The 17,484-nt window shown below is 71.3% G+C and carries 14 protein-coding genes; all 14 read left to right on the top strand.

Annotated elements, in window-relative coordinates; all coding sequences use genetic code 11:
* The first annotated feature begins 87 nt into the window (after window positions 1–87).
* The 14 genes from C4B68_RS06175 to C4B68_RS06110 all read left to right on the top strand — a co-directional run bounded on the left by C4B68_RS06175 (window position 88) and on the right by C4B68_RS06110 (window position 17,483).
* Window positions 88–1,269, top strand: coding sequence for an ROK family transcriptional regulator (locus C4B68_RS06175; RefSeq protein ID WP_099498410.1), 1,182 nt, complete (start codon window positions 88–90; stop codon window positions 1,267–1,269).
* A gap of 163 nt (window positions 1,270–1,432) precedes the next feature.
* Window positions 1,433–2,974: a sugar ABC transporter ATP-binding protein gene (locus C4B68_RS06170; RefSeq protein ID WP_099498409.1), complete on the top strand. Its 1,542-nt coding sequence runs from the start codon at window positions 1,433–1,435 to the stop codon at window positions 2,972–2,974.
* Between the two features lie 153 nt (window positions 2,975–3,127).
* Window positions 3,128–4,078 carry an ABC transporter permease gene (locus C4B68_RS06165; RefSeq protein ID WP_099498975.1) on the top strand — a complete coding sequence of 317 codons (951 nt, stop codon included), beginning with the start codon at window positions 3,128–3,130 and terminating at the stop codon, window positions 4,076–4,078.
* A 54-nt stretch (window positions 4,079–4,132) separates the two neighbouring features.
* Window positions 4,133–5,182, top strand: coding sequence for a substrate-binding domain-containing protein (locus tag C4B68_RS06160; RefSeq protein ID WP_099498408.1), 1,050 nt, complete (start codon window positions 4,133–4,135; stop codon window positions 5,180–5,182).
* Window positions 5,183–5,269: 87 nt separating this feature from the next.
* The gene (locus C4B68_RS06155) at window positions 5,270–6,496 is read left to right on the top strand and encodes a Gfo/Idh/MocA family protein (RefSeq protein WP_099498407.1); all 1,227 of its coding nucleotides are present in this window, start codon (window positions 5,270–5,272) and stop codon (window positions 6,494–6,496) included.
* An 18-nt stretch (window positions 6,497–6,514) separates the two neighbouring features.
* The gene (locus tag C4B68_RS06150; protein WP_099498406.1) at window positions 6,515–7,513 is read left to right on the top strand and encodes a sugar phosphate isomerase/epimerase family protein; all 999 of its coding nucleotides are present in this window, start codon (window positions 6,515–6,517) and stop codon (window positions 7,511–7,513) included.
* A gap of 93 nt (window positions 7,514–7,606) precedes the next feature.
* Window positions 7,607–10,123: a PQQ-dependent sugar dehydrogenase gene (locus C4B68_RS06145; RefSeq protein ID WP_099498405.1), complete on the top strand. Its 2,517-nt coding sequence runs from the start codon at window positions 7,607–7,609 to the stop codon at window positions 10,121–10,123.
* 17 nt (window positions 10,124–10,140) lie between these two features.
* Complete coding sequence (locus C4B68_RS06140) at window positions 10,141–11,532, top strand: ThuA domain-containing protein (protein ID WP_099498404.1); 1,392 nt, start codon at window positions 10,141–10,143, stop codon at window positions 11,530–11,532.
* 61 nt (window positions 11,533–11,593) lie between these two features.
* Window positions 11,594–11,755 carry a hypothetical protein gene (locus tag C4B68_RS41760; protein ID WP_167459018.1) on the top strand — a complete coding sequence of 54 codons (162 nt, stop codon included), beginning with the start codon at window positions 11,594–11,596 and terminating at the stop codon, window positions 11,753–11,755.
* Window positions 11,713–12,924 (top strand): inositol-3-phosphate synthase, encoded by a 1,212-nt coding sequence (locus C4B68_RS06135; RefSeq protein ID WP_099498403.1) that lies wholly within the window; start codon window positions 11,713–11,715, stop codon window positions 12,922–12,924. Before C4B68_RS41760 ends, C4B68_RS06135 begins: the two co-directional genes overlap by 43 nt.
* Before the next feature lie 275 nt (window positions 12,925–13,199).
* Window positions 13,200–14,606: a UbiA family prenyltransferase gene (locus C4B68_RS06130; RefSeq protein ID WP_240634196.1), complete on the top strand. Its 1,407-nt coding sequence runs from the start codon at window positions 13,200–13,202 to the stop codon at window positions 14,604–14,606.
* A complete protein-coding gene (locus C4B68_RS06125) occupies window positions 14,603–15,556 on the top strand; it encodes a sugar phosphate isomerase/epimerase family protein (RefSeq protein ID WP_099498402.1) in 954 nt (317 codons plus the stop codon). The genes C4B68_RS06130 and C4B68_RS06125 overlap by 4 nt, the downstream gene beginning before the upstream one ends.
* Before the next feature lie 377 nt (window positions 15,557–15,933).
* Window positions 15,934–16,635, top strand: a complete 702-nt coding sequence (locus C4B68_RS06115) for an EboA domain-containing protein (protein WP_180289146.1) — start codon at window positions 15,934–15,936, stop codon at window positions 16,633–16,635.
* On the top strand, window positions 16,635–17,483 hold the full coding sequence (locus tag C4B68_RS06110) for a TatD family hydrolase (protein ID WP_099498401.1): 849 nt from the start codon (window positions 16,635–16,637) through the stop codon (window positions 17,481–17,483). The genes C4B68_RS06115 and C4B68_RS06110 overlap by 1 nt, the downstream gene beginning before the upstream one ends.
* Window position 17,484: the final 1 nt, after the last annotated feature.

The raw sequence follows: 17,484 nt of genomic DNA, 5'->3' as shown, positions 1-17,484 counted from the left end.
CGAAAGCAGGACCGGCGGTGAGTTGACCGGAACTCGACGTACGACGGACGCAAGGCCGATTGAGGCGGGGAGGGGCTCGTGAGACGTATGACGGCACGACCCGCGAACGCCCACCAGGCCAGGCTGCTGCGCCTGTTGCGCGACGGTGGCCCCAACTCCCGTGCCCAGCTGGGCGATCAGATCGACCTCTCGCGGTCGAAACTGGCCGTCGAGGTGGAACGGCTCCTGGAGACGGGCCTCGTGGTGGCCGACGGACTCGCCGCCTCCCGCGGCGGTCGCCGCTCCCACAACATCCGGCTCGCCCCCGCGCTGCGCTTCCTCGGCGTCGACATCGGGGCGACCTCGATCGACGTGGCCGTCACCAACCCGGAGCTGGAAGTCCTGGGGCACATCAACCAGCCCATGGACGTCCGCGAAGGACCGGTCGCGGTCTTCGAGCAAGTCCTCGCCATGGCCGCGAAGTTGAAGGCCTCGGGGCTCACGGAGGGGTTCGACGGCGCCGGCATCGGCGTACCGGGGCCCGTCCGTTTCCCCGAGGGCGTCCCGGTCGCCCCACCGATCATGCCCGGCTGGGACGGATTCCCGGTCCGCGAGGCGCTCAGCCAGGAACTCGGCTGCCCGGTCATGGTCGACAACGACGTGAACCTGATGGCCATGGGGGAGCAGCACGCGGGCGTCGCACGTTCCGTGGGCGACTTCCTCTGCGTCAAGATCGGTACGGGTATCGGCTGCGGCATCGTCGTCAGCGGTGAGGTCTACCGTGGTACGACGGGAAGCGCAGGCGACATCGGGCACATCCAGGCCGTGCCCGACGGAAGGCCGTGCGCCTGCGGCAACCGGGGTTGTCTGGAAGCCCACTTCAGCGGCGCGGCGCTCGCGCGCGACGCCCTGGAAGCGGCCCAGCAGGGCCGCTCGGCGGAACTCGCGACCCGTCTGGAGACGAACGGCAGCCTGAGCGCCGTCGACGTCGCCGCCGCGGCCGCCGCGGGCGACGCCACCGCGCTCGATCTGATCCGCGAGGGCGGCAACCGCACCGGCCAGGTCATCGCCGGACTGGTCAGCTTCTTCAATCCAGGCCTGGTGGTGATCGGCGGCGGGGTGACGGGTCTCGGCCACACCCTGCTCGCCGCGATCCGCACCCAGGTCTACCGCCAGTCGCTGCCGCTCGCGACCGGCAACCTCCCCATCGTCCTGGGCGAGTTGGGACCCACCGCGGGAGTCATCGGCGCGGCCCGGCTCATCAGCGACCACCTGTTCTCACCTGCGTAAGCACACCTGAGCCGTAGAGCTCACCAGCTCACCGGTTCACCAGCTCACCGGCTCACCAGCACAGCGCGCTGCTCCGCCCTGCACCGACTCCGCACCACCCTTGCCCCGCCCCCGCACCGCCCTGCCCTGCAACCGGCCCGCACGCCCGCCAAGGGGAACCGTCATGGCACCCGAACCACCGCTGCTCACCATGTCCGGCATCACCAAGTCGTTCCCCGGAGTCCGGGCCCTCGACGGCGTCGACCTCGACGTCCAGGCCGGCGAAGTGCACTGTCTGCTCGGCCAGAACGGCGCCGGAAAGTCCACCCTCATCAAGGTCCTGGCCGGCGCCCACCAGCCCGACGCGGGCACCATCGGCTGGCGCGGGGATCATGTCACGCTCAAATCGCCGATCGCCGCCATGCGCCTGGGCATCGCCACCATCTACCAGGAACTCGACCTGGTGGAAGGCCTGTCGGTGGCCGAGAACGTCCACCTCGGACATGAACCCACGGCCGCCGGTTTCGTCGTACGGGGAAAAGCGGCGCGGGCTTCAACGGCCGCTCTGCTCAAGCGACTTGGGCATCCGGAGATTGACCCCGCGCGGCTCGTCGGTGAGCTGTCGGCGGCCCAGCAGCAGATCGTCTCCATGGCCCGGGCGCTCTCCCACGATGTACGCCTGATCGTCATGGACGAACCGTCCGCGGCCCTCGACCCCGACGAGGTCGACAACCTCTTCCGCATCGTGGGCGACCTGACCGCCGACGGCGTCGCCGTCGTCTACATCTCGCACCGCCTGGAGGAGATCCGCCGCATCGGCGACCGCGTGACCGTACTGAAGGACGGGCGCGCGGTCGCGGGCGGACTGCCCGCGAAGTCCACCCCGACGCGCGAGGTCGTCGCGCTGATGACCGGGCGCAATGTCGAGTACGTCTTCCCGGACCGGCCCCGGTCACAGCCAACCGGAGAGCCCGTGCTCACGGTCCAAGGCCTTGCCCGTGAGGGGGAGTTCGAGCCGCTCGACCTGGAGCTGCGCCCCGGCGAGATCGTCGGTCTGGCCGGGCTCGTCGGATCCGGGCGCTCCGAGATCCTGGAGACGATCTACGGGGCCCGCAGGCCGACGGCCGGTCATGTCAGCGTGGACGGACGGCCGTTGCGCACCGGAAGCGTACGCGCCGCCGTCCGCGCCGGACTCGGGCTCGCCCCGGAGGAACGCAAGGCGCAGGCCCTGCTGATGCTGGAGTCGGTCACCCGCAATGTGTCGGTGTCCTCCATGTCCCGCTTCGCGCGCGGGGGCTGGATCGACCGGAGCGCCGAAAGCGGCGCGGCACGGGCGGCGACACGCGAGCTTTCCCTGCGCCCCGACAACCCGTCGGTCCCGGTCCGGACGCTGTCCGGCGGCAACCAGCAGAAGGCCGTCCTGGCGCGCTGGCTGCTGCGCGGCTGCCGCGTCCTGCTCCTCGACGAACCCACCCGCGGGGTCGACGTCGGCGCCCGCGCCGAGCTGTATGCGGTCATCCGCCGCCTCGCCGACGAAGGCCTCGCCGTCCTGCTGGTCTCCAGCGAGATACCCGAAGTCCTGGGACTGGCCGACAGGGTGGTGATTCTCCGCGAGGGCCGGGTTGTCCACTCCGGCCCTTCGCGGGAACTGGACGAGTTTCGCGTACTCGACCTTGTGGTGACTCCGCCGGTTCCCGAAGGAGGTGGCTTCTCACTCGGCCGATGACCGGCCTCATGACGGTCAAGCCCTGACCGTTGCCTTTAGGCAGCAGCCAATCTAGCAGCGTCATGACGGGAGTTGCCCGTGCTCAGCAAACCGCACCCACCGGGACCAACGGCCGAACGAAAGACCGATCGCGCGGCAGACCGGGGCGGCCCGCTGCGTGCTCTCGTCGCCCGCGCCGACGTCCGCACCGTCTCGCTCCTCGGCGTGCTCGCCGCCCTGATCATCATCGGCGGCAGCACCAAGCCCGACGAGTTCCTCGACACCCGCAACCTCCAACTCGTCCTCACCCAGGCCTCGGTGATCGGCGTCGTCACCGTCGGCATGACGTTCGTCATCACCTCCGGCGGAATCGACCTGTCGGTCGGCGCGATCGTCGCGCTCTCCTCCGTGTGGGCGACCACGGTCGCCACCCAGGAGTACGGCTTCGCGGGCATCCTCTTCACCGCGGTGATCGTCGGCGTGGGCTGCGGCCTGGTCAACGGCGTGCTCATCGCATACGGCGGGATGGTCCCCTTCATCGCGACGCTCGCCATGCTCGCCTCGGCCCGCGGCCTGGCCCTCCAGATCACCGACGGCAAGACCCAGATCGTCACCGTGGACGGGATCCTGAAGCTCGGCGAACGGGACTCGTACGTGCTCGGCATCCCGCCGCTGGTACTCGTCTTCGCCGTGGTCACGGTCATCGGCTGGCTGGTCCTCAACCGCACCACCTTCGGGCGGCGCACGGTCGCCGTCGGCGGCAACGCGGAGGCGGCACGGCTCGCCGGCATCGACGTACGACGGCAGCGGCTGTACCTCTATCTGCTCTCGGGACTGTGCTGCGGCATCGCCGCCTTCCTGCTGATCATCCTGTCCGGCTCGGGCCAGAACACCAACGGCAACCTGTACGAACTCGACGCCATCGCGGCCGCGATCATCGGCGGCACGCTGCTCAGCGGGGGCCGCGGCACCATCACCGGCGCCGTGCTCGGCGTCCTCATCTTCACGACGATCACCAACATCTTCGCGCTGAACAACCTCCAGAGCGACGTCCAGCAGATCGCCAAGGGCGCGATCATCGTCGCCGCGGTCCTGGTCCAGCGGCGTACAGCAAACACCCCCTGACAGCCCGGCGCGCACACGGGCACGTACGACCTGACACGGGAAGGGTCCACCGCCATGCCAGAACCCACCAGCCTCACCAGTCGCAGAGGACTGCTCTTCGGGACCGCCGCCGTCTCGGCCGGTGCCTTCCTCACCGGCTGCACCAGCAACGACCCCAAGGACGAGAAGCCGGCCGCGAACAGCCAGCCCGCCGCCGACGACAAGCCCGGCAAGCCCGTCACCATCGGCTTCGCGGGACCGCAGGCCGACCACGGCTGGCTCAACGCCATCAACGACAACGCCAAGAGCCGTGCCAAGAAGTACGCGGACGTCACACTGGAGATCACCGAGGGCTCCAACGACACGGCCGCCCAGATCGGTCAGATCGAGACACTGATCAACAAGAAGGTCGACGTCCTGGTCGTGCTGCCCGCCGACGGCAAGGCGCTCACCCAGGTGGGCCTCCAGGCCATGCGCGCCGGCATCCCCGTCGTCAACCTCGACCGGATCTTCAACTCCCCGCAGGCGTACCGCTGCTGGATCGGCGGCGACAACTACGGCATGGGCCTCAACGCCGGTCACTACATCGGCGAGAAGCTCAAGGACAAGAAGAACGCCCGCGTCATCGAACTCGCCGGGCTCGACAACCTGGAACTCACCCAGCAGCGCACCGAGGGCTTCGACGCGGCCCTCAAGAACTACCCGAACATCAAGAAGGTCGCGCGGCAGGCCGCCGAGTTCACCGTCGAGTCCGGGCAGGCCAAGATGGCCCAACTCCTGCAGGCCCAGTCGAAGTTCGACGCCCTGTGGAACCACGACGACGACCAGGGCGTGGGCGCGCTGCGCGCCATCAAGCAGGCCGGGCGCGACGACTTCCTCATGGTCGGCGGCGCCGGCGCCCTCTCCGCCTTCCAGGCCATCGAAGCCGACAACAGCGTCCTCAAGGCCACTGTCCTGTATCCGCCGACCATGGCCGCGTCCGCGATCGACCTCGCCCGCGCGCTCGGCCAGGGCAAGGGCGTCGGCGGCCTCGCCGAGTTCGAGATCCCTGCCTCGCTCACGCTCTACTCGGCCGTCGTCGACAAGGACAACGTCCAGCAGTACATGGCCACCGGCTTCAAGTGATGCGTCCCGCACCAGGGGTCTGCCCGGCGGATCAGCCGGGTCAGACCCCACCCCCCACCGCGCCACGACGACGAGGAGGACATCCGCATGGGACAGCCGCAGCAGGGCGGCGACACCGAGAAGCCGCCCCTGGGCGTGGGCATGGTCGGCTACGCCTTCATGGGCGCCGCCCACTCACAGGGCTGGCGCACCGTGGGGCGCGTCTTCGACCTGCCGCGCCGCCCGGTCCTCGCCGCGGTCTGCGGCCGTGACGGACAGGCCGTGCGGGCGATGGCGGACCGGCACGGCTGGGCGGCGGCCGAGACCGACTGGCGCGCCCTGATCGCCCGCGACGACGTCGACCTCGTCGACATCTGTACCCCCGGCGACAGCCACGCCGAGATCGCCGTCGCCGCGCTGGCCGCGGGCAAGCACGTGCTGTGCGAGAAGCCCCTCGCGAACACGGTCGCGGAGGCCGAGATGATGGTGGCCGCCGCCGAAGCCGCCCAGGAGCGCGGTCAGATGTCCATGGTCGGTTTCAACTACCGCCGGGTGCCCGCCACTTCGCTCGCCCGGTCCATGGTCGCCGAGGGGCGGCTGGGCACCCTGCGGCACGTGCGGGTGACGTATCTTCAGGACTGGCTGGTGAACCGGGAGTTCCCGCTCACCTGGCGGCTGCGCAAGGAGGCCGCGGGGTCGGGAGCCCTCGGCGACCTGGGGGCGCACATCATCGACCTCGCGCAGTATGTGGCGGGGGAGCGGCTCGTCGGGGTCTCGGGGCTCACCGAGACGTTCGTACGGGAGCGGCCGCTGCCGGGCGGGGCGTCGAGCGGGCTGTCGGCCGTGTCGGGGGCGGGGGGCGGTACGGGGGCGGGTTCCGGCGTCGGCACGGTCACCGTCGACGACGCCGCCCTTTTCACCGGCCGCTTCGCCTCCGGTGCCCTCGCCTCCTTCGAGGCGTCCCGCTTCGCCACCGGCCGCAAGAACTCCCTGCGCATCGAACTCAACGCCGAGCGCGGCTCGTTGGCCTTCGACCTGGAACGTCTCAACGAACTCTCGTACCACGACCACACGGAACCCGGCGCCCACGCGGGCTTCCGCCGCATCCTCGTCACCGAGCCCGACCACCCCTACCTGGACGCCTGGTGGCCGCCGGGCCACGGCCTCGGCTACGAGCACACCTTCGTCCACCAGGCCCGCGACCTCGTGCACGCCATCGCGGCGAGCCGCCCTCCCGTGCCGTCCTTCGCCGACGGGCTGCAAGTGCAGCGCGTGCTCGCGGCGGTGGAGGAGAGCGCCGAGAAGAACTCCGTCTACACACCCATAGCGGTCTGATCCCGAGGAGCCTCGGACATGCCCCGCACCTTCACGCTCTTCACCGGCCAGTGGGCCGACCTTCCCCTCGAAGAGGTCTGCCGCCTCGCCCGCGACTTCGGTTACGACGGTCTCGAACTCGCCTGCTGGGGGGACCACTTCGAGGTCGACAAAGCGCTCGCGGACCCGGCGTACATCGACTCCAGGCACGCGCTCCTCGACAAGTACGGGCTCAAGTGCTGGGCGATCTCCAACCACTTGGTGGGCCAGGCCGTCTGCGACGCCATCATCGACGAGCGCCACCAGGCGATCCTGCCCGCCCGTATCTGGGGCGACGGCGAACCCGAGGGCGTACGGCAGCGGGCCGCCGCCGAGATCGCCGACACCGCGCGCGCCGCGGCCGCCTTCGGCGTCGACACCGTCATCGGCTTCACCGGCTCGGCGATCTGGCACCTGGTCGCGATGTTCCCGCCCGCGCCCGAGTCGATGATCGAGCGCGGCTACGAGGACTTCGCGACGCGCTGGAACCCGATCCTGGACGTCTTCGACGCCGAGGGCGTGCGGTTCGCGCACGAGGTCCACCCGAGCGAGATCGCTTACGACTACTGGACAACGCACCGGGCTCTGGAGGCAGTTGACCACCGACCGGCCTTCGGGCTGAACTTCGACCCGTCGCACTTCGTGTGGCAGGACCTCGACCCGGTCGGTTTCCTGTGGGACTTCCGCGACCGGATCTACCACGTCGACTGCAAGGAAGCCCGCAGGCGCCTGGACGGGCGCAACGGCCGCCTCGGCTCGCACCTGCCCTGGGGCGACCCGCGGCGCGGCTGGGACTTCGTGTCCGCGGGCCACGGCGACGTCCCCTGGGAGGACGTCTTCCGCATGCTGCGCTCCATCGACTACTCGGGCCCCATCTCGGTCGAGTGGGAGGACGCCGGCATGGACCGGCTCCAGGGCGCGCCCGAGGCCCTGACCCGCCTCAAGGCGTTCGACTTCGAGCCGCCGTCGGCTTCGTTCGACGCGGCGTTCGGCAACTGACCTTCTTGTCTTTCCGGGGTGACGGCGCACCCCGGCGTCAGGCATCCCCTACATCACCCACTCGTACGACCAGCCCCGTCATGGAGGCATTTCGTGCACCCGTATGCCAGAAACAGGAAGAACAGGAAGAACACGAGCCACACCAGACGTCCGAGACTTCGCGGGGCGCTCGCCCTGCTGAGCGGCGCGCTGCTCGCGGCCGCCTCCCTCACCCTCACCGCACCCCAGGCCGGCGCAGCCGTCGCCGGCGCGGGGAACGCGGCCTCGGAAAACGCGGCCGCGGCCGAGGACTTCCAGCAAGTCACCCTCGCCAAGGGTGAACCCGAGGTCGGCGAGCCCATGTCGCTCGCCGTCCTCCCGGACCGCTCCGTCCTGCACACCTCGCGCGACGGCGAACTCCGGCTGACCGACAGCGCGGGCAACACGAAACTCGCGGGCAAACTCGACGTCTACGCACACGACGAGGAAGGCCTGCAGGGCGTCGGCCTCGACCCCGGCTTCGCGGACAACCGCTTCATCTACCTTTACTACGCCCCGCCCCTGAACACCCCCGCGGGCGACGCCCCGGAAACGGGCACCGCCGCGGACTTCGCGCCCTTCGACGGCGTCAACCGGCTCTCGCGCTTCGTCCTGAAGACCGACGGCACCCTCGACAAGGCCAGCGAGAAGCAGATCCTGGACGTCCCGGCCACGCGCGGCATCTGCTGCCACGTCGGCGGCGACATCGACTTCGACGCGGCCGGGAACCTCTACCTCTCCACCGGGGACGACACCAACCCCTTTCAGTCGGACGGCTTCACGCCCATCGACGAGCGCGCCGACCGCAACCCCGTCTTCGACGCCCAGCGTTCGTCCGGCAACACCAATGACCTGCGCGGCAAGATCCTGCGCATCAAGGTGAACGCCGACGGCTCGTACTCCATCCCCGACGGGAACCTCTTCGCCCCCGGCACGGACAAGACGCGCCCCGAGATCTACGCGATGGGCTTCCGCAACCCGTTCCGCTTCAGCGTCGACAAGGCGACGGGCATTCTGTACGTCGGTGACTACGGCCCGGACGCCGGCGCGACCGACCCGGCGCGCGGCCCCGCCGGCCAGGTCGAGTTCGCACGCGTCACCGGCCCCGGTAACTTCGGATGGCCGTACTGCACCGGCAAGAACGACGCCTACGTGGACTACGACTTCGCGACCGGCTCCTCGGGCGCGGCCTTCGACTGCAGCGCGCCGAAGAACAACTCGCCCCACAACACCGGGCTGACGGACCTGCCCCCGGCCCAGCAGGCCTGGATCCCGTACGACGGCGCGTCCGTCCCGGAGTTCGGCAACGGCTCGGAGTCCCCGATGGGCGGCCCGGTCTACCACTACGACGCCTCGCTCGACTCGCCGGTGAAGTTCCCGCAGGCGTACGACGGGAACTTCTTCGCCGGAGAGTTCGGCCGCCGCTGGATCAAGCGCATCGTGAGCGACGGCGACGGCATCGTGCAGTCCATCAACTCCGTCCCGTGGACGGGCACGCAGGTGATGGACATGGCCTTCGGACCCGACGGGGCGCTGTACGTCCTCGACTACGGCACCGCCTGGTTCGGCGGCGACGAGAACTCGGGCCTGTACCGGATCGAGAACGCCACCGACGGCCACTCGCCCGTCGCGCAGGCCGCGGCCGACCGCACCTCGGGTCAGGCCCCGCTCAAGGTCCGCTTCTCCTCGGCCGGTTCGTCCGACGCCGACGGCGACGCCCTCACGTACAGCTGGGACTTCGGTGACGGCGGCAAGTCGACGGCGGCGAACCCGGCGTACACCTACAAGAAGAACGGCACGTACACGGCGACGGTGACGGCCAAGGACGCCGGCGGGCGTACGGGCAACGCGAGCGTGCAGGTCGTGGTCGGCAACACCGCGCCCAAGGTGACCCTCGACCTTCCGCGCGACGGCCAGCTGTTCAGCTTCGGTGACACCGTGCCCTTCAAGGTGACGGTGACGGACGCCGAGGACGGGACGATCGACTGCGCCAAGGTGAAGGTCAACTTCATCCTCGGCCACGACAGCCACGGCCACCTGCTGACGTCCGCCAACGGCTGCACCGGCACCATCGAGACCGGCGCGGGCGACGGCCATGACGACGACGCGAACATCTTCGGAGTCTTCGACGCCGAGTACACCGACGGCGGAGGCGGCGGCCAGGCCGCGCTGACCAGCCACGACCAGAATGTCGCCCAGCCCAGGCACCGTCAGGCCGAGCACTTCGGCGAGTCCTCGGGGATCTCGGTCATCTCGAAGGCAACCGCCCACGGCGGCAAGACGGTTGGCGACATCAACAACGGGGACTGGGTCTCGTTCAAGCCGTACGTGCTGAGCGACGCCAAGAAGATCACGGCACGCATCTCGTCCGCCGGATCGGGCGGCACCCTCGAGGTCCGCGCGGGCTCCGCGACCGGCCGACTGCTGGGCTCCGCGACCGTGCCCGTGACCGGCGGCTGGGAGACCTTCCAGGACGTGAGCGCGGATCTCTCCCGCGCGCCGCGCGGCACCACCACGCTCTATCTCGTCTTCAAGGGGAGCGGGACCGGCGCGCTCTACGACGTGGACGACTTCACCTTCACGACGAGCTGACAGGAGAGGAGACGGTCATGCGCGCATCGGTACGGATGCTGACGGCGGGTGCTGCCGCCGCTCTGCTCATCGGCTGTGTGTCGGGACCGGCCGCGTCGCGAGACGCCGGCTCCGGCGCCGCCTCCGACGCCGACGAGAGCCGGGTCCTGGTCTTCTCCAAGACCGCGGGGTTCCGGCACGACTCGATACCGGAAGGAATCGCGGCCGTACGGGCCCTGGGGACGGAGGGCGGCTTCGCCGTCGACGCCACCGAGGACGCGGGCGCCTTCACCACCCGCAACCTCGCCCAGTACGACGCGGTGGTGTTCCTGTCCACCACGGGTGATGTCCTCGACAGCGCCCAGCAGACCGCCTTCGAGCGGTACATCAAGCGGGGCGGCGGCTATGTGGGCATCCACGCGGCCGCCGACACCGAGTACGACTGGGCCTTCTACGGCGGTCTCGCGGGCGCGTACTTCCAGTCGCACCCCGCGATCCAGCCGGCGACGGTCGAGGTCGAGGACCGGGCGCACCCGGCGACTTCGGAGCTCCCGAAGGCCTGGGACCGCACGGACGAGTGGTACAACTACCGCTCCAATCCGCGTGACCACGCCCACGTCCTGGCCTCGCTCGACGAGTCGTCGTACACCGGCGGCACGATGGGCGGCGACCATCCGATCGCCTGGTGCCAGGAGTACCGGGGCGGCCGCGCCTTCTACACCGGGGGCGGCCACACCAAGGAGTCGTACGCCGAACCGGCCTTCCGCCAGCACCTGTTGGGCGGAATCCGGTACGCCATCGGTGCCGCGCAGGCCGACTGCCGCCCGGAGAACGGCTACCGGCCGCTCTTCGACGGCACGGCCGAGTCACTGGCGGCGTGGAGACAGGCGGGACCGGGTTCGTTCGCGCTGAGCGATGACGGCACGCTCACCACGAACGGCGGCCTGGGGATGCTCTGGCACGCGGACTCCGGCTTCGGCGCGTACTCGCTGAAACTCGACTGGAAGGTGGCCGGGGACGACAACTCCGGTGTCTTCGTGGGCTTCCCGGCCTCCGACGACCCCTGGTCGGCCGTGAACAACGGCTACGAGATCCAGATCGACGCGACCGACGCCCCTGATCGCACCACCGGGGCCGTATACAGCTTCCAGTCCGCCGACATCGAGAAGCGCGACCAAGCGCTGAACCCGCCGGGGGAGTGGAACACGTACGAGATCCGCGTGGAGGGCGAACGGCTCCGCGTCTGGCTCAACGGTGTGAAGATCAACGATTACACCAACACCGATCCGGCACGGAGCCTGCGCGACGGGCACGTCGGCCTCCAGAACCACGGGACCGACGACGAGGTGTCCTTCCGTAACGTCCGGATCAAGGAACTGCCCACGAAGTCCGCGGCCCACAGCGGCGGGCCGGCTTCGGCGGGCGACTGAGCGGCGGCGGGCGGGAGGTGCCGTACTCCCGCCCGCCGTCTCGCATTCCCTGTGCGAGCTGATGTACGAGCTGATGTACGAGCTGATGTACGAGCAGATGTACGAGCAGATGTACGAGCTGATGTACGAGCTGATGTACGAGCTGATGTACGAGCTGGCGTACGACAAGGAGGCTGCCCCATGTCCGCGTCCCTTGCTGATCCCCGGGTGGGAGTGTGGCTGATCGGAGCGCGCGGCTCCGTTGCCACCACCGTCATCGCGGGGTGCGCGGCCGTCACCGCCGGGCTGCACGCCCCGACGGGCATGGTCACCGAAACCGGCCTCTTCGCCGACTGCGGCCTGCCCGCGCTGTCGTCCCTCGTCTTCGGCGGGCACGACACGGTGGACTGCCCGCTCCCGAAGCGTGCGGAGTCCCTGGTCGCCGGGGGTGTGCTCCCGCACGGCCTGCCCTCGGCGATCGCGGCCGAACTGGAGGCCGCCGACCGGGAGATCCGCCCGGGCGGGCCCGCACCGGGCGACACCAGGGACCCCGCCGAGCTGGTGGATGCCTTCGCGGCGGACATACGGGACTTCGTACGCCGGTGCGGCCTGGCCCGGGCGGTCGTGGTGAACGTGGCGTCGACGGAGCCGACGTCGCCTGCTGCCGCTGGGGTGGCCTTGACGGAGCCGACGCCATCTGCTCCCGCTGGTCCGGTTGCTTCTGATCTCCCTTCGGTCGGGACCGCGCTGCCGCCGAGTTCGCTGTACGCGGCGGCGGCGTTGCGGGCCGGGTGCCCGTACGTGAACTTCACGCCTTCGACGGGGCTGCACCACCCGGCGCTGGCGTCCTTGGCCGAGTCCAGCGGGCTGCCCTACGCGGGACGCGACGGCAAGACCGGCCAGACGCTGCTCCGGTCGGTGCTCGGGCCGATGTTCGCCCAGCGTGCCCTGACGGTCCGCGCCTGGTCCGGCACGAATCTCCTCGGCGGCGGCGACGGAGCGGCCCTCGCCGACCCGGCCGCCGCCGCGGCCAAGAACGCCGGCAAGGAGCGCGCGCTGGCGGACACCCTGGGCGCGACCCCGGAGGGCGAGACCCACATCGACGACGTCCCCGCCCTCGGCGACTGGAAGACCGCCTGGGACCACATCGCCTTCGACGGTTTCCTCGGCACGCGGATGATCCTCCAAACCACCTGGCAGGGCTGCGACTCCGCCCTCGCGGCCCCCCTGGTCCTCGACCTCGCCCGCCTGACAGCCCGCGCCCACGAAGCCGGCCTCACCGGCCCCCTGAGCGAACTGGGCTTCTATTTCAAGGACCCGGTGGGGGAAGGACCTTCGGCCCTTGGGGAGCAGTACGCGGCGTTGACGGGGTTCGCGGGGCGCCTTCGGGGGTTCGCGGGGGAGGGGCTTTGAGGGGGAGGGGGCCTGGGGTGTGGGGATGGGGTGGGTTGGTCGGCTTGGTCGGGTTGGGCAAGTTGGCCAAGGCGAGTGGGTCCGGCGAGTTGGGCGGGGCTGCCGGGGCGGACAGGTCAGGCGGGCCGGGCGGGCCGGGCAAGCCGGGCGGGCCTGGCGGGCCGGTCACTTCGGGCGGGTCGATCCGGGCAGGCGGGGCAGACAGCGCACACGGACCCAGGGCACACGGACCGAGCGAATTGGCCGGGTCGAGCGGGGCGGGTGGGCCGAGTGGGGTGGGGGAGGCGGCCGGGATTGGCGCGGGTGCGCGGGCCAAGGCCGAGGCCTGGGCTGAACTGCTGCGGCTGCCGGCCCTGTTCACCGTCCCCGGTGACGCCCTCGCCGGGGCCGCCGCGGTCGGCGCACGCCCGAACCCCCGCACCCTGCTCGCCATCGGTTCCTCCCTCTGCCTGTACGGGGCGGGCATGGCCCTCAACGACTGGGCCGACCGCGCCGAGGACGCGGTGGAACGCCCGCACCGCCCGCTGCCCTCCGGCCGCATACACCCGGCCGCGGCGCTCGCGGCAGCCGGAGCCCTGACGGCTGCGGGTCTCGCCCTGGCCGCCCGCGCGGGCCGCCCCTCCCTCGCCGTCGCCGTACCTCTCGCCGCCACCGTGTGGGCGTACGACCTGACACTCAAGCGAACCCCCGCAGGACCCGCGGCGATGGCGACCGCACGCGGCCTGGACGTACTGCTCGGTGCGACGGCCACCGTCGGCACGGCCCCCAGCCGGGGTGGGCTCTTCGGTCGGGCGCCCGCCGGAAGTGCCGCGCACGGTCAGAAGGTGCTCCTCGGTGCGACGGCTACCGTCGGCACGGCCCCCCGCCGGGGTGGGCTCTTCGGGCAGGAGCCCACCGGAAGTGCCGCACACGGTCAGAAGGTGCTCCTCGGTGCGACGGCTACCGGCAGCACGGCCCCCAGCCGGGGTGGGCTCTTCGGTCGGGCGCCCGCCGGAAGTGCCGCGCACGGTCAGAAGGTGCTCCTCGGTGCGACGGCTACCGGCAGCACGGCCCCCCGCCGGGTTGGGCTCGTCGGCCAGGCGGCCACCGGGAGTGCGGTGCGCAGCCTTGACGTAGTCCTCGGTGCTACGGCCACCGCCTGTCGCACCGCCCGTCGCGCGCTTCCCTCCGCGCTGGCCCTGGCCACCCACACCCTCGCGGTGACCACGGTGTCGCGCGGCGAGACGCAGGGCAGTTCGCCGGTGCCACCGTTGGCCGGACTGGCCACGACCGGTGCGGTGGCCTGGGCACTGGCGAACGGCCGGCCGGGCGTGGAGCGAGCTGGCAGCGACTCCCCAACAGCCCTGCAGAAAAGGCGTGTTGGCGGCACGAGGGTGGCCAGTCGCAGCCAAGGGCTCGTCGCGACCCCAGATGGCCCCCGCTCCTCACCGAACCCCTTGTCAGACACCCTGCGCGGAGCCCTCACCCTCGCCTACGCCGCGACCTCCGCCCGCCCTCTCTTCCACGCCGCCCTGAACCCTTCACCTCCGCTCACCCAACGAGCCGTCGCCGGCGGAATCCGCGCCATGATCCCTCTCCAAGCCGCCCTCGCCGCCCGCGCGGGTGCCCCCGTCACCGCAATCCTGACGGCCGCACTCGCCCCAGCGGCCCGCAAGTTCGCGAGGAAGGTGAGCGTCACATGACCTCGAGCCCCCGCCGGACCACCGACGTGAGCCCCCGCCCGGCCGTACCCGCGAGCCCCGCCCCGGACCCGGGTCCTCACCCCCTCCGCTTCGGCTACGGCACCAACGGCCTCACCGACCTCCGTCTCGACGACGCTCTCGCCCTCCTCTCCGACCTCGGCTACGACGGCGTGGGCCTGACCCTCGACCACATGCACCTCGACCCGCTCGCCCCGGACCTGGCCGCCCGCACCGGGAAGGTGGCCCGCAGGCTGGCAAGCCTCGGCCTCGGCGTCACCGTCGAGACCGGTGCCCGCTATGTCCTCGACCCGCGGCGCAAACACGGTCCCTCGCTCCTGGACCCGGACCCGGACGACCGTACGCGCCGTGTCGACCTGCTCATGACGGCCGTGCGGGTCGCCGCCGACCTCGGCGCCCACGCCGTCCACTGCTTCAGCGGCGTCACACCGGACGACACGGACGAGGACACGGCGTGGAAGCGCCTGACCGAGACGCTCGCCCCCGTGCTGGACACCGCCACACGCACCGGTGTCCCCCTCGCCGTCGAACCCGAACCCGGCCATCTGCTCGCCTCCCTCGCCGACTTCCACCGGCTGCGCCGAGCGCTCGGCGACCCGGCGGCCCTCGGGCTCACCCTCGACATCGGCCACTGCCAGTGCCTCGAACCCCTGCCGCCCGCCGACTGCGTGCGCGCCGCCGCCCCGTGGCTGCGGCACGTCCAGATCGAGGACATGCGCCGCGGCGTTCATGAACACCTCCCGTTCGGGGACGGGGAGATCGACTTCCCGCCCGTACTCGAAGCCCTGGCAGCCACCGGCTACCAGGCCCTCACCGTCGTCGAACTGCCCCGCCACTCCCACGCGGGCCCCCACTTCGCGGCACAGTCCCTCCCGTTCCTCCACCGCGCGACCCGGGCGATCCCCCAGAGCCCCGAAGGGAGAACCCCGTGAACCACCCACACCGAACCCAGCAAAGCCAGAAGGATCAGCCGGGCCGGCCAGACCAGCCGGGTCAGCCGGGCCAGCAGAGCCAGCCGGACCGGCAGGACCGGCAGGACCGGCAGGACCGGCAGGACCGGCAGGACCGGCAGGACCGGCAGGACCGGCAGGACCGGCAGGACCGGCGGGACCGGCAGGACCGGCAGGACCGGCAGGACCGGCGGGACCGGCAGGACCGGCAGGACCGGCGGGACCAGCCAAGCCAGCAGGACCGGCGGGACCAGCCAAGCCAGCAGGACCAGCAGAGCCAAGGCGAGCAGGCCAGCCGGCGCAACCCGGTCGGCCACCCGAACCAGCCCGACGAGGCGGCCCAGCCCACCCCCGCAGCCCTGCACACCCGCCTCAACACCCACCTCGACGAGCCCGCCCGCGCCTGGCTCGACCAGGCACTCGACGAGGCGGCCGCCCACCCCGGCACCCACGGCCCCATCTCGGTCTGGGAGTTGCGGATCGCCGAAGCCGGGCGCCGGTGCGGGCCCGAGTACGCCGACGCCGCCCGCGTACTCCTCCTGCACGCCGCCCGAGCCGACACCGGCGCACTCGTCCGCGTCTACCGTCAGGGCACCGCCGCCGAACGCCGGGCGGTCCTGCACGCCCTGCCCCACCTCGTGCCAGGGCCCGACGCGCTGTCCCTCGTCGAGGACGCCCTGCGCACCAACGACACCCGGCTCGTCGCGGCCGCCCTCGGCCCGTACGCCGCCCGGCACCTCGACGCCCACAACTGGCGCCACGCCGTCCTGAAGTGCCTGTTCACCGGTGTCCCCGTCGACGAGGTGGCCGACCTGCCCCGGCGCGCCCACGCCGACGCCGAACTCGCCCGCATGCTCGGCGACTACGCCGACGAACGCACCGCCGCGGGCCGTCCCGTACCCGAGGACCTGTACCGCGTCCTGGCCCTGACCGCGCCGACGGCCACCGGCATGCCCGGGACCCCCGGCCCGTCCCGAAGCCCCGGCCCGTCCGGCGTCCCCGACGCCCACGGCCCGTCTGGCCCGTCCGGCCCGTATGGAACCTCCGGCAAGGAGTCCTGATGCGCATCTTCGACCCCCACATCCACATGACGTCACGGACCACCGACGACTACGAGGCCATGCACGCCGCCGGCGTCCGCGCCGTCGTGGAGCCCTCTTTCTGGCTCGGCCAGCCCCGCACCTCACCTGCCTCCTTCCTCGACTACTTCGACGCGCTCCTCGGCTGGGAACCCTTCCGCGCCGCCCAGTACGGCATCGCCCACCACTGCACGCTCGCCCTCAACCCCAAGGAGGCGAACGACCCGCGCTGCGTCCCCGTCCTCGACGAACTGCCCCGGTATCTCATCAAGGACCAGGTCGTGGCCGTGGGCGAGATCGGCTATGACTCGATGACCCCCGCCGAGGACACCGCGCTCGCCGCCCAGCTCCAGCTCGCCGCCGATCACGGGCTGCCCGCGCTCGTCCACACCCCGCACCGCGACAAGCTGGCCGGCCTGCGCCGCACCCTGGACGCCGTCCGCGAGTCCGCGCTCTCCCCGGACCGGGTCCTGGTCGACCACCTCAACGAGACCACCGTCAAGGAGGCCAAGGACAGCGGCTGCTGGCTGGGCTTCTCCGTCTATCCGGACACCAAGATGGACGAGGAGCGGATGGTCGGGATCCTGCGGGAGTACGGTCCGGAGCAGGTGCTCGTCAACTCGGCCGCGGACTGGGGGAAAAGCGATCCCCTCAAGACCCGCCGCGTCGGCGACGCCCTGCTCAAGGCCGGGTTCACCGACGACGAGGTCGACCGGGTGCTGTGGCGCAACCCCGTGGCCTTCTACGGGCTCAGCGGGCGGCTGAATCTCGACAGCACGACCGCGGACGTCACCCACGAAGGCAATTCCATCCTCCGCGGCGGAGAGTGAC

Origin of the sequence: Streptomyces dengpaensis (genome assembly GCF_002946835.1) — a bacterium.
Lineage (GTDB): Bacteria > Actinomycetota > Actinomycetes > Streptomycetales > Streptomycetaceae > Streptomyces > Streptomyces dengpaensis.
Note: the sequence above shows the minus strand (reverse complement) of the source record. Positions and strands in the feature narration are given on the sequence as shown.

Bases quoted from the DNA above. Each gene is read 5' to 3' on its own strand.
- C4B68_RS06110 (WP_099498401.1), top strand. From the start codon at position 16,635: ATGCGCATCTTCGACCCCCACATCCACATGACGTCACGGACCACCGAC.
- C4B68_RS06150 (WP_099498406.1), top strand. From the start codon at position 6,515: ATGCCCCGCACCTTCACGCTCTTCACCGGCCAGTGGGCCGACCTTCCC.
- C4B68_RS06160 (WP_099498408.1), top strand. From the start codon at position 4,133: ATGCCAGAACCCACCAGCCTCACCAGTCGCAGAGGACTGCTCTTCGGG.
- C4B68_RS06135 (WP_099498403.1), top strand. From the start codon at position 11,713: ATGTCCGCGTCCCTTGCTGATCCCCGGGTGGGAGTGTGGCTGATCGGA.
- C4B68_RS06125 (WP_099498402.1), top strand. From the start codon at position 14,603: ATGACCTCGAGCCCCCGCCGGACCACCGACGTGAGCCCCCGCCCGGCC.
- C4B68_RS06175 (WP_099498410.1), top strand. From the start codon at position 88: ATGACGGCACGACCCGCGAACGCCCACCAGGCCAGGCTGCTGCGCCTG.
- C4B68_RS41760 (WP_167459018.1), top strand. From the start codon at position 11,594: ATGTACGAGCTGATGTACGAGCTGATGTACGAGCAGATGTACGAGCAG.
- C4B68_RS06155 (WP_099498407.1), top strand. From the start codon at position 5,270: ATGGGACAGCCGCAGCAGGGCGGCGACACCGAGAAGCCGCCCCTGGGC.
- C4B68_RS06140 (WP_099498404.1), top strand. From the start codon at position 10,141: ATGCGCGCATCGGTACGGATGCTGACGGCGGGTGCTGCCGCCGCTCTG.
- C4B68_RS06170 (WP_099498409.1), top strand. From the start codon at position 1,433: ATGGCACCCGAACCACCGCTGCTCACCATGTCCGGCATCACCAAGTCG.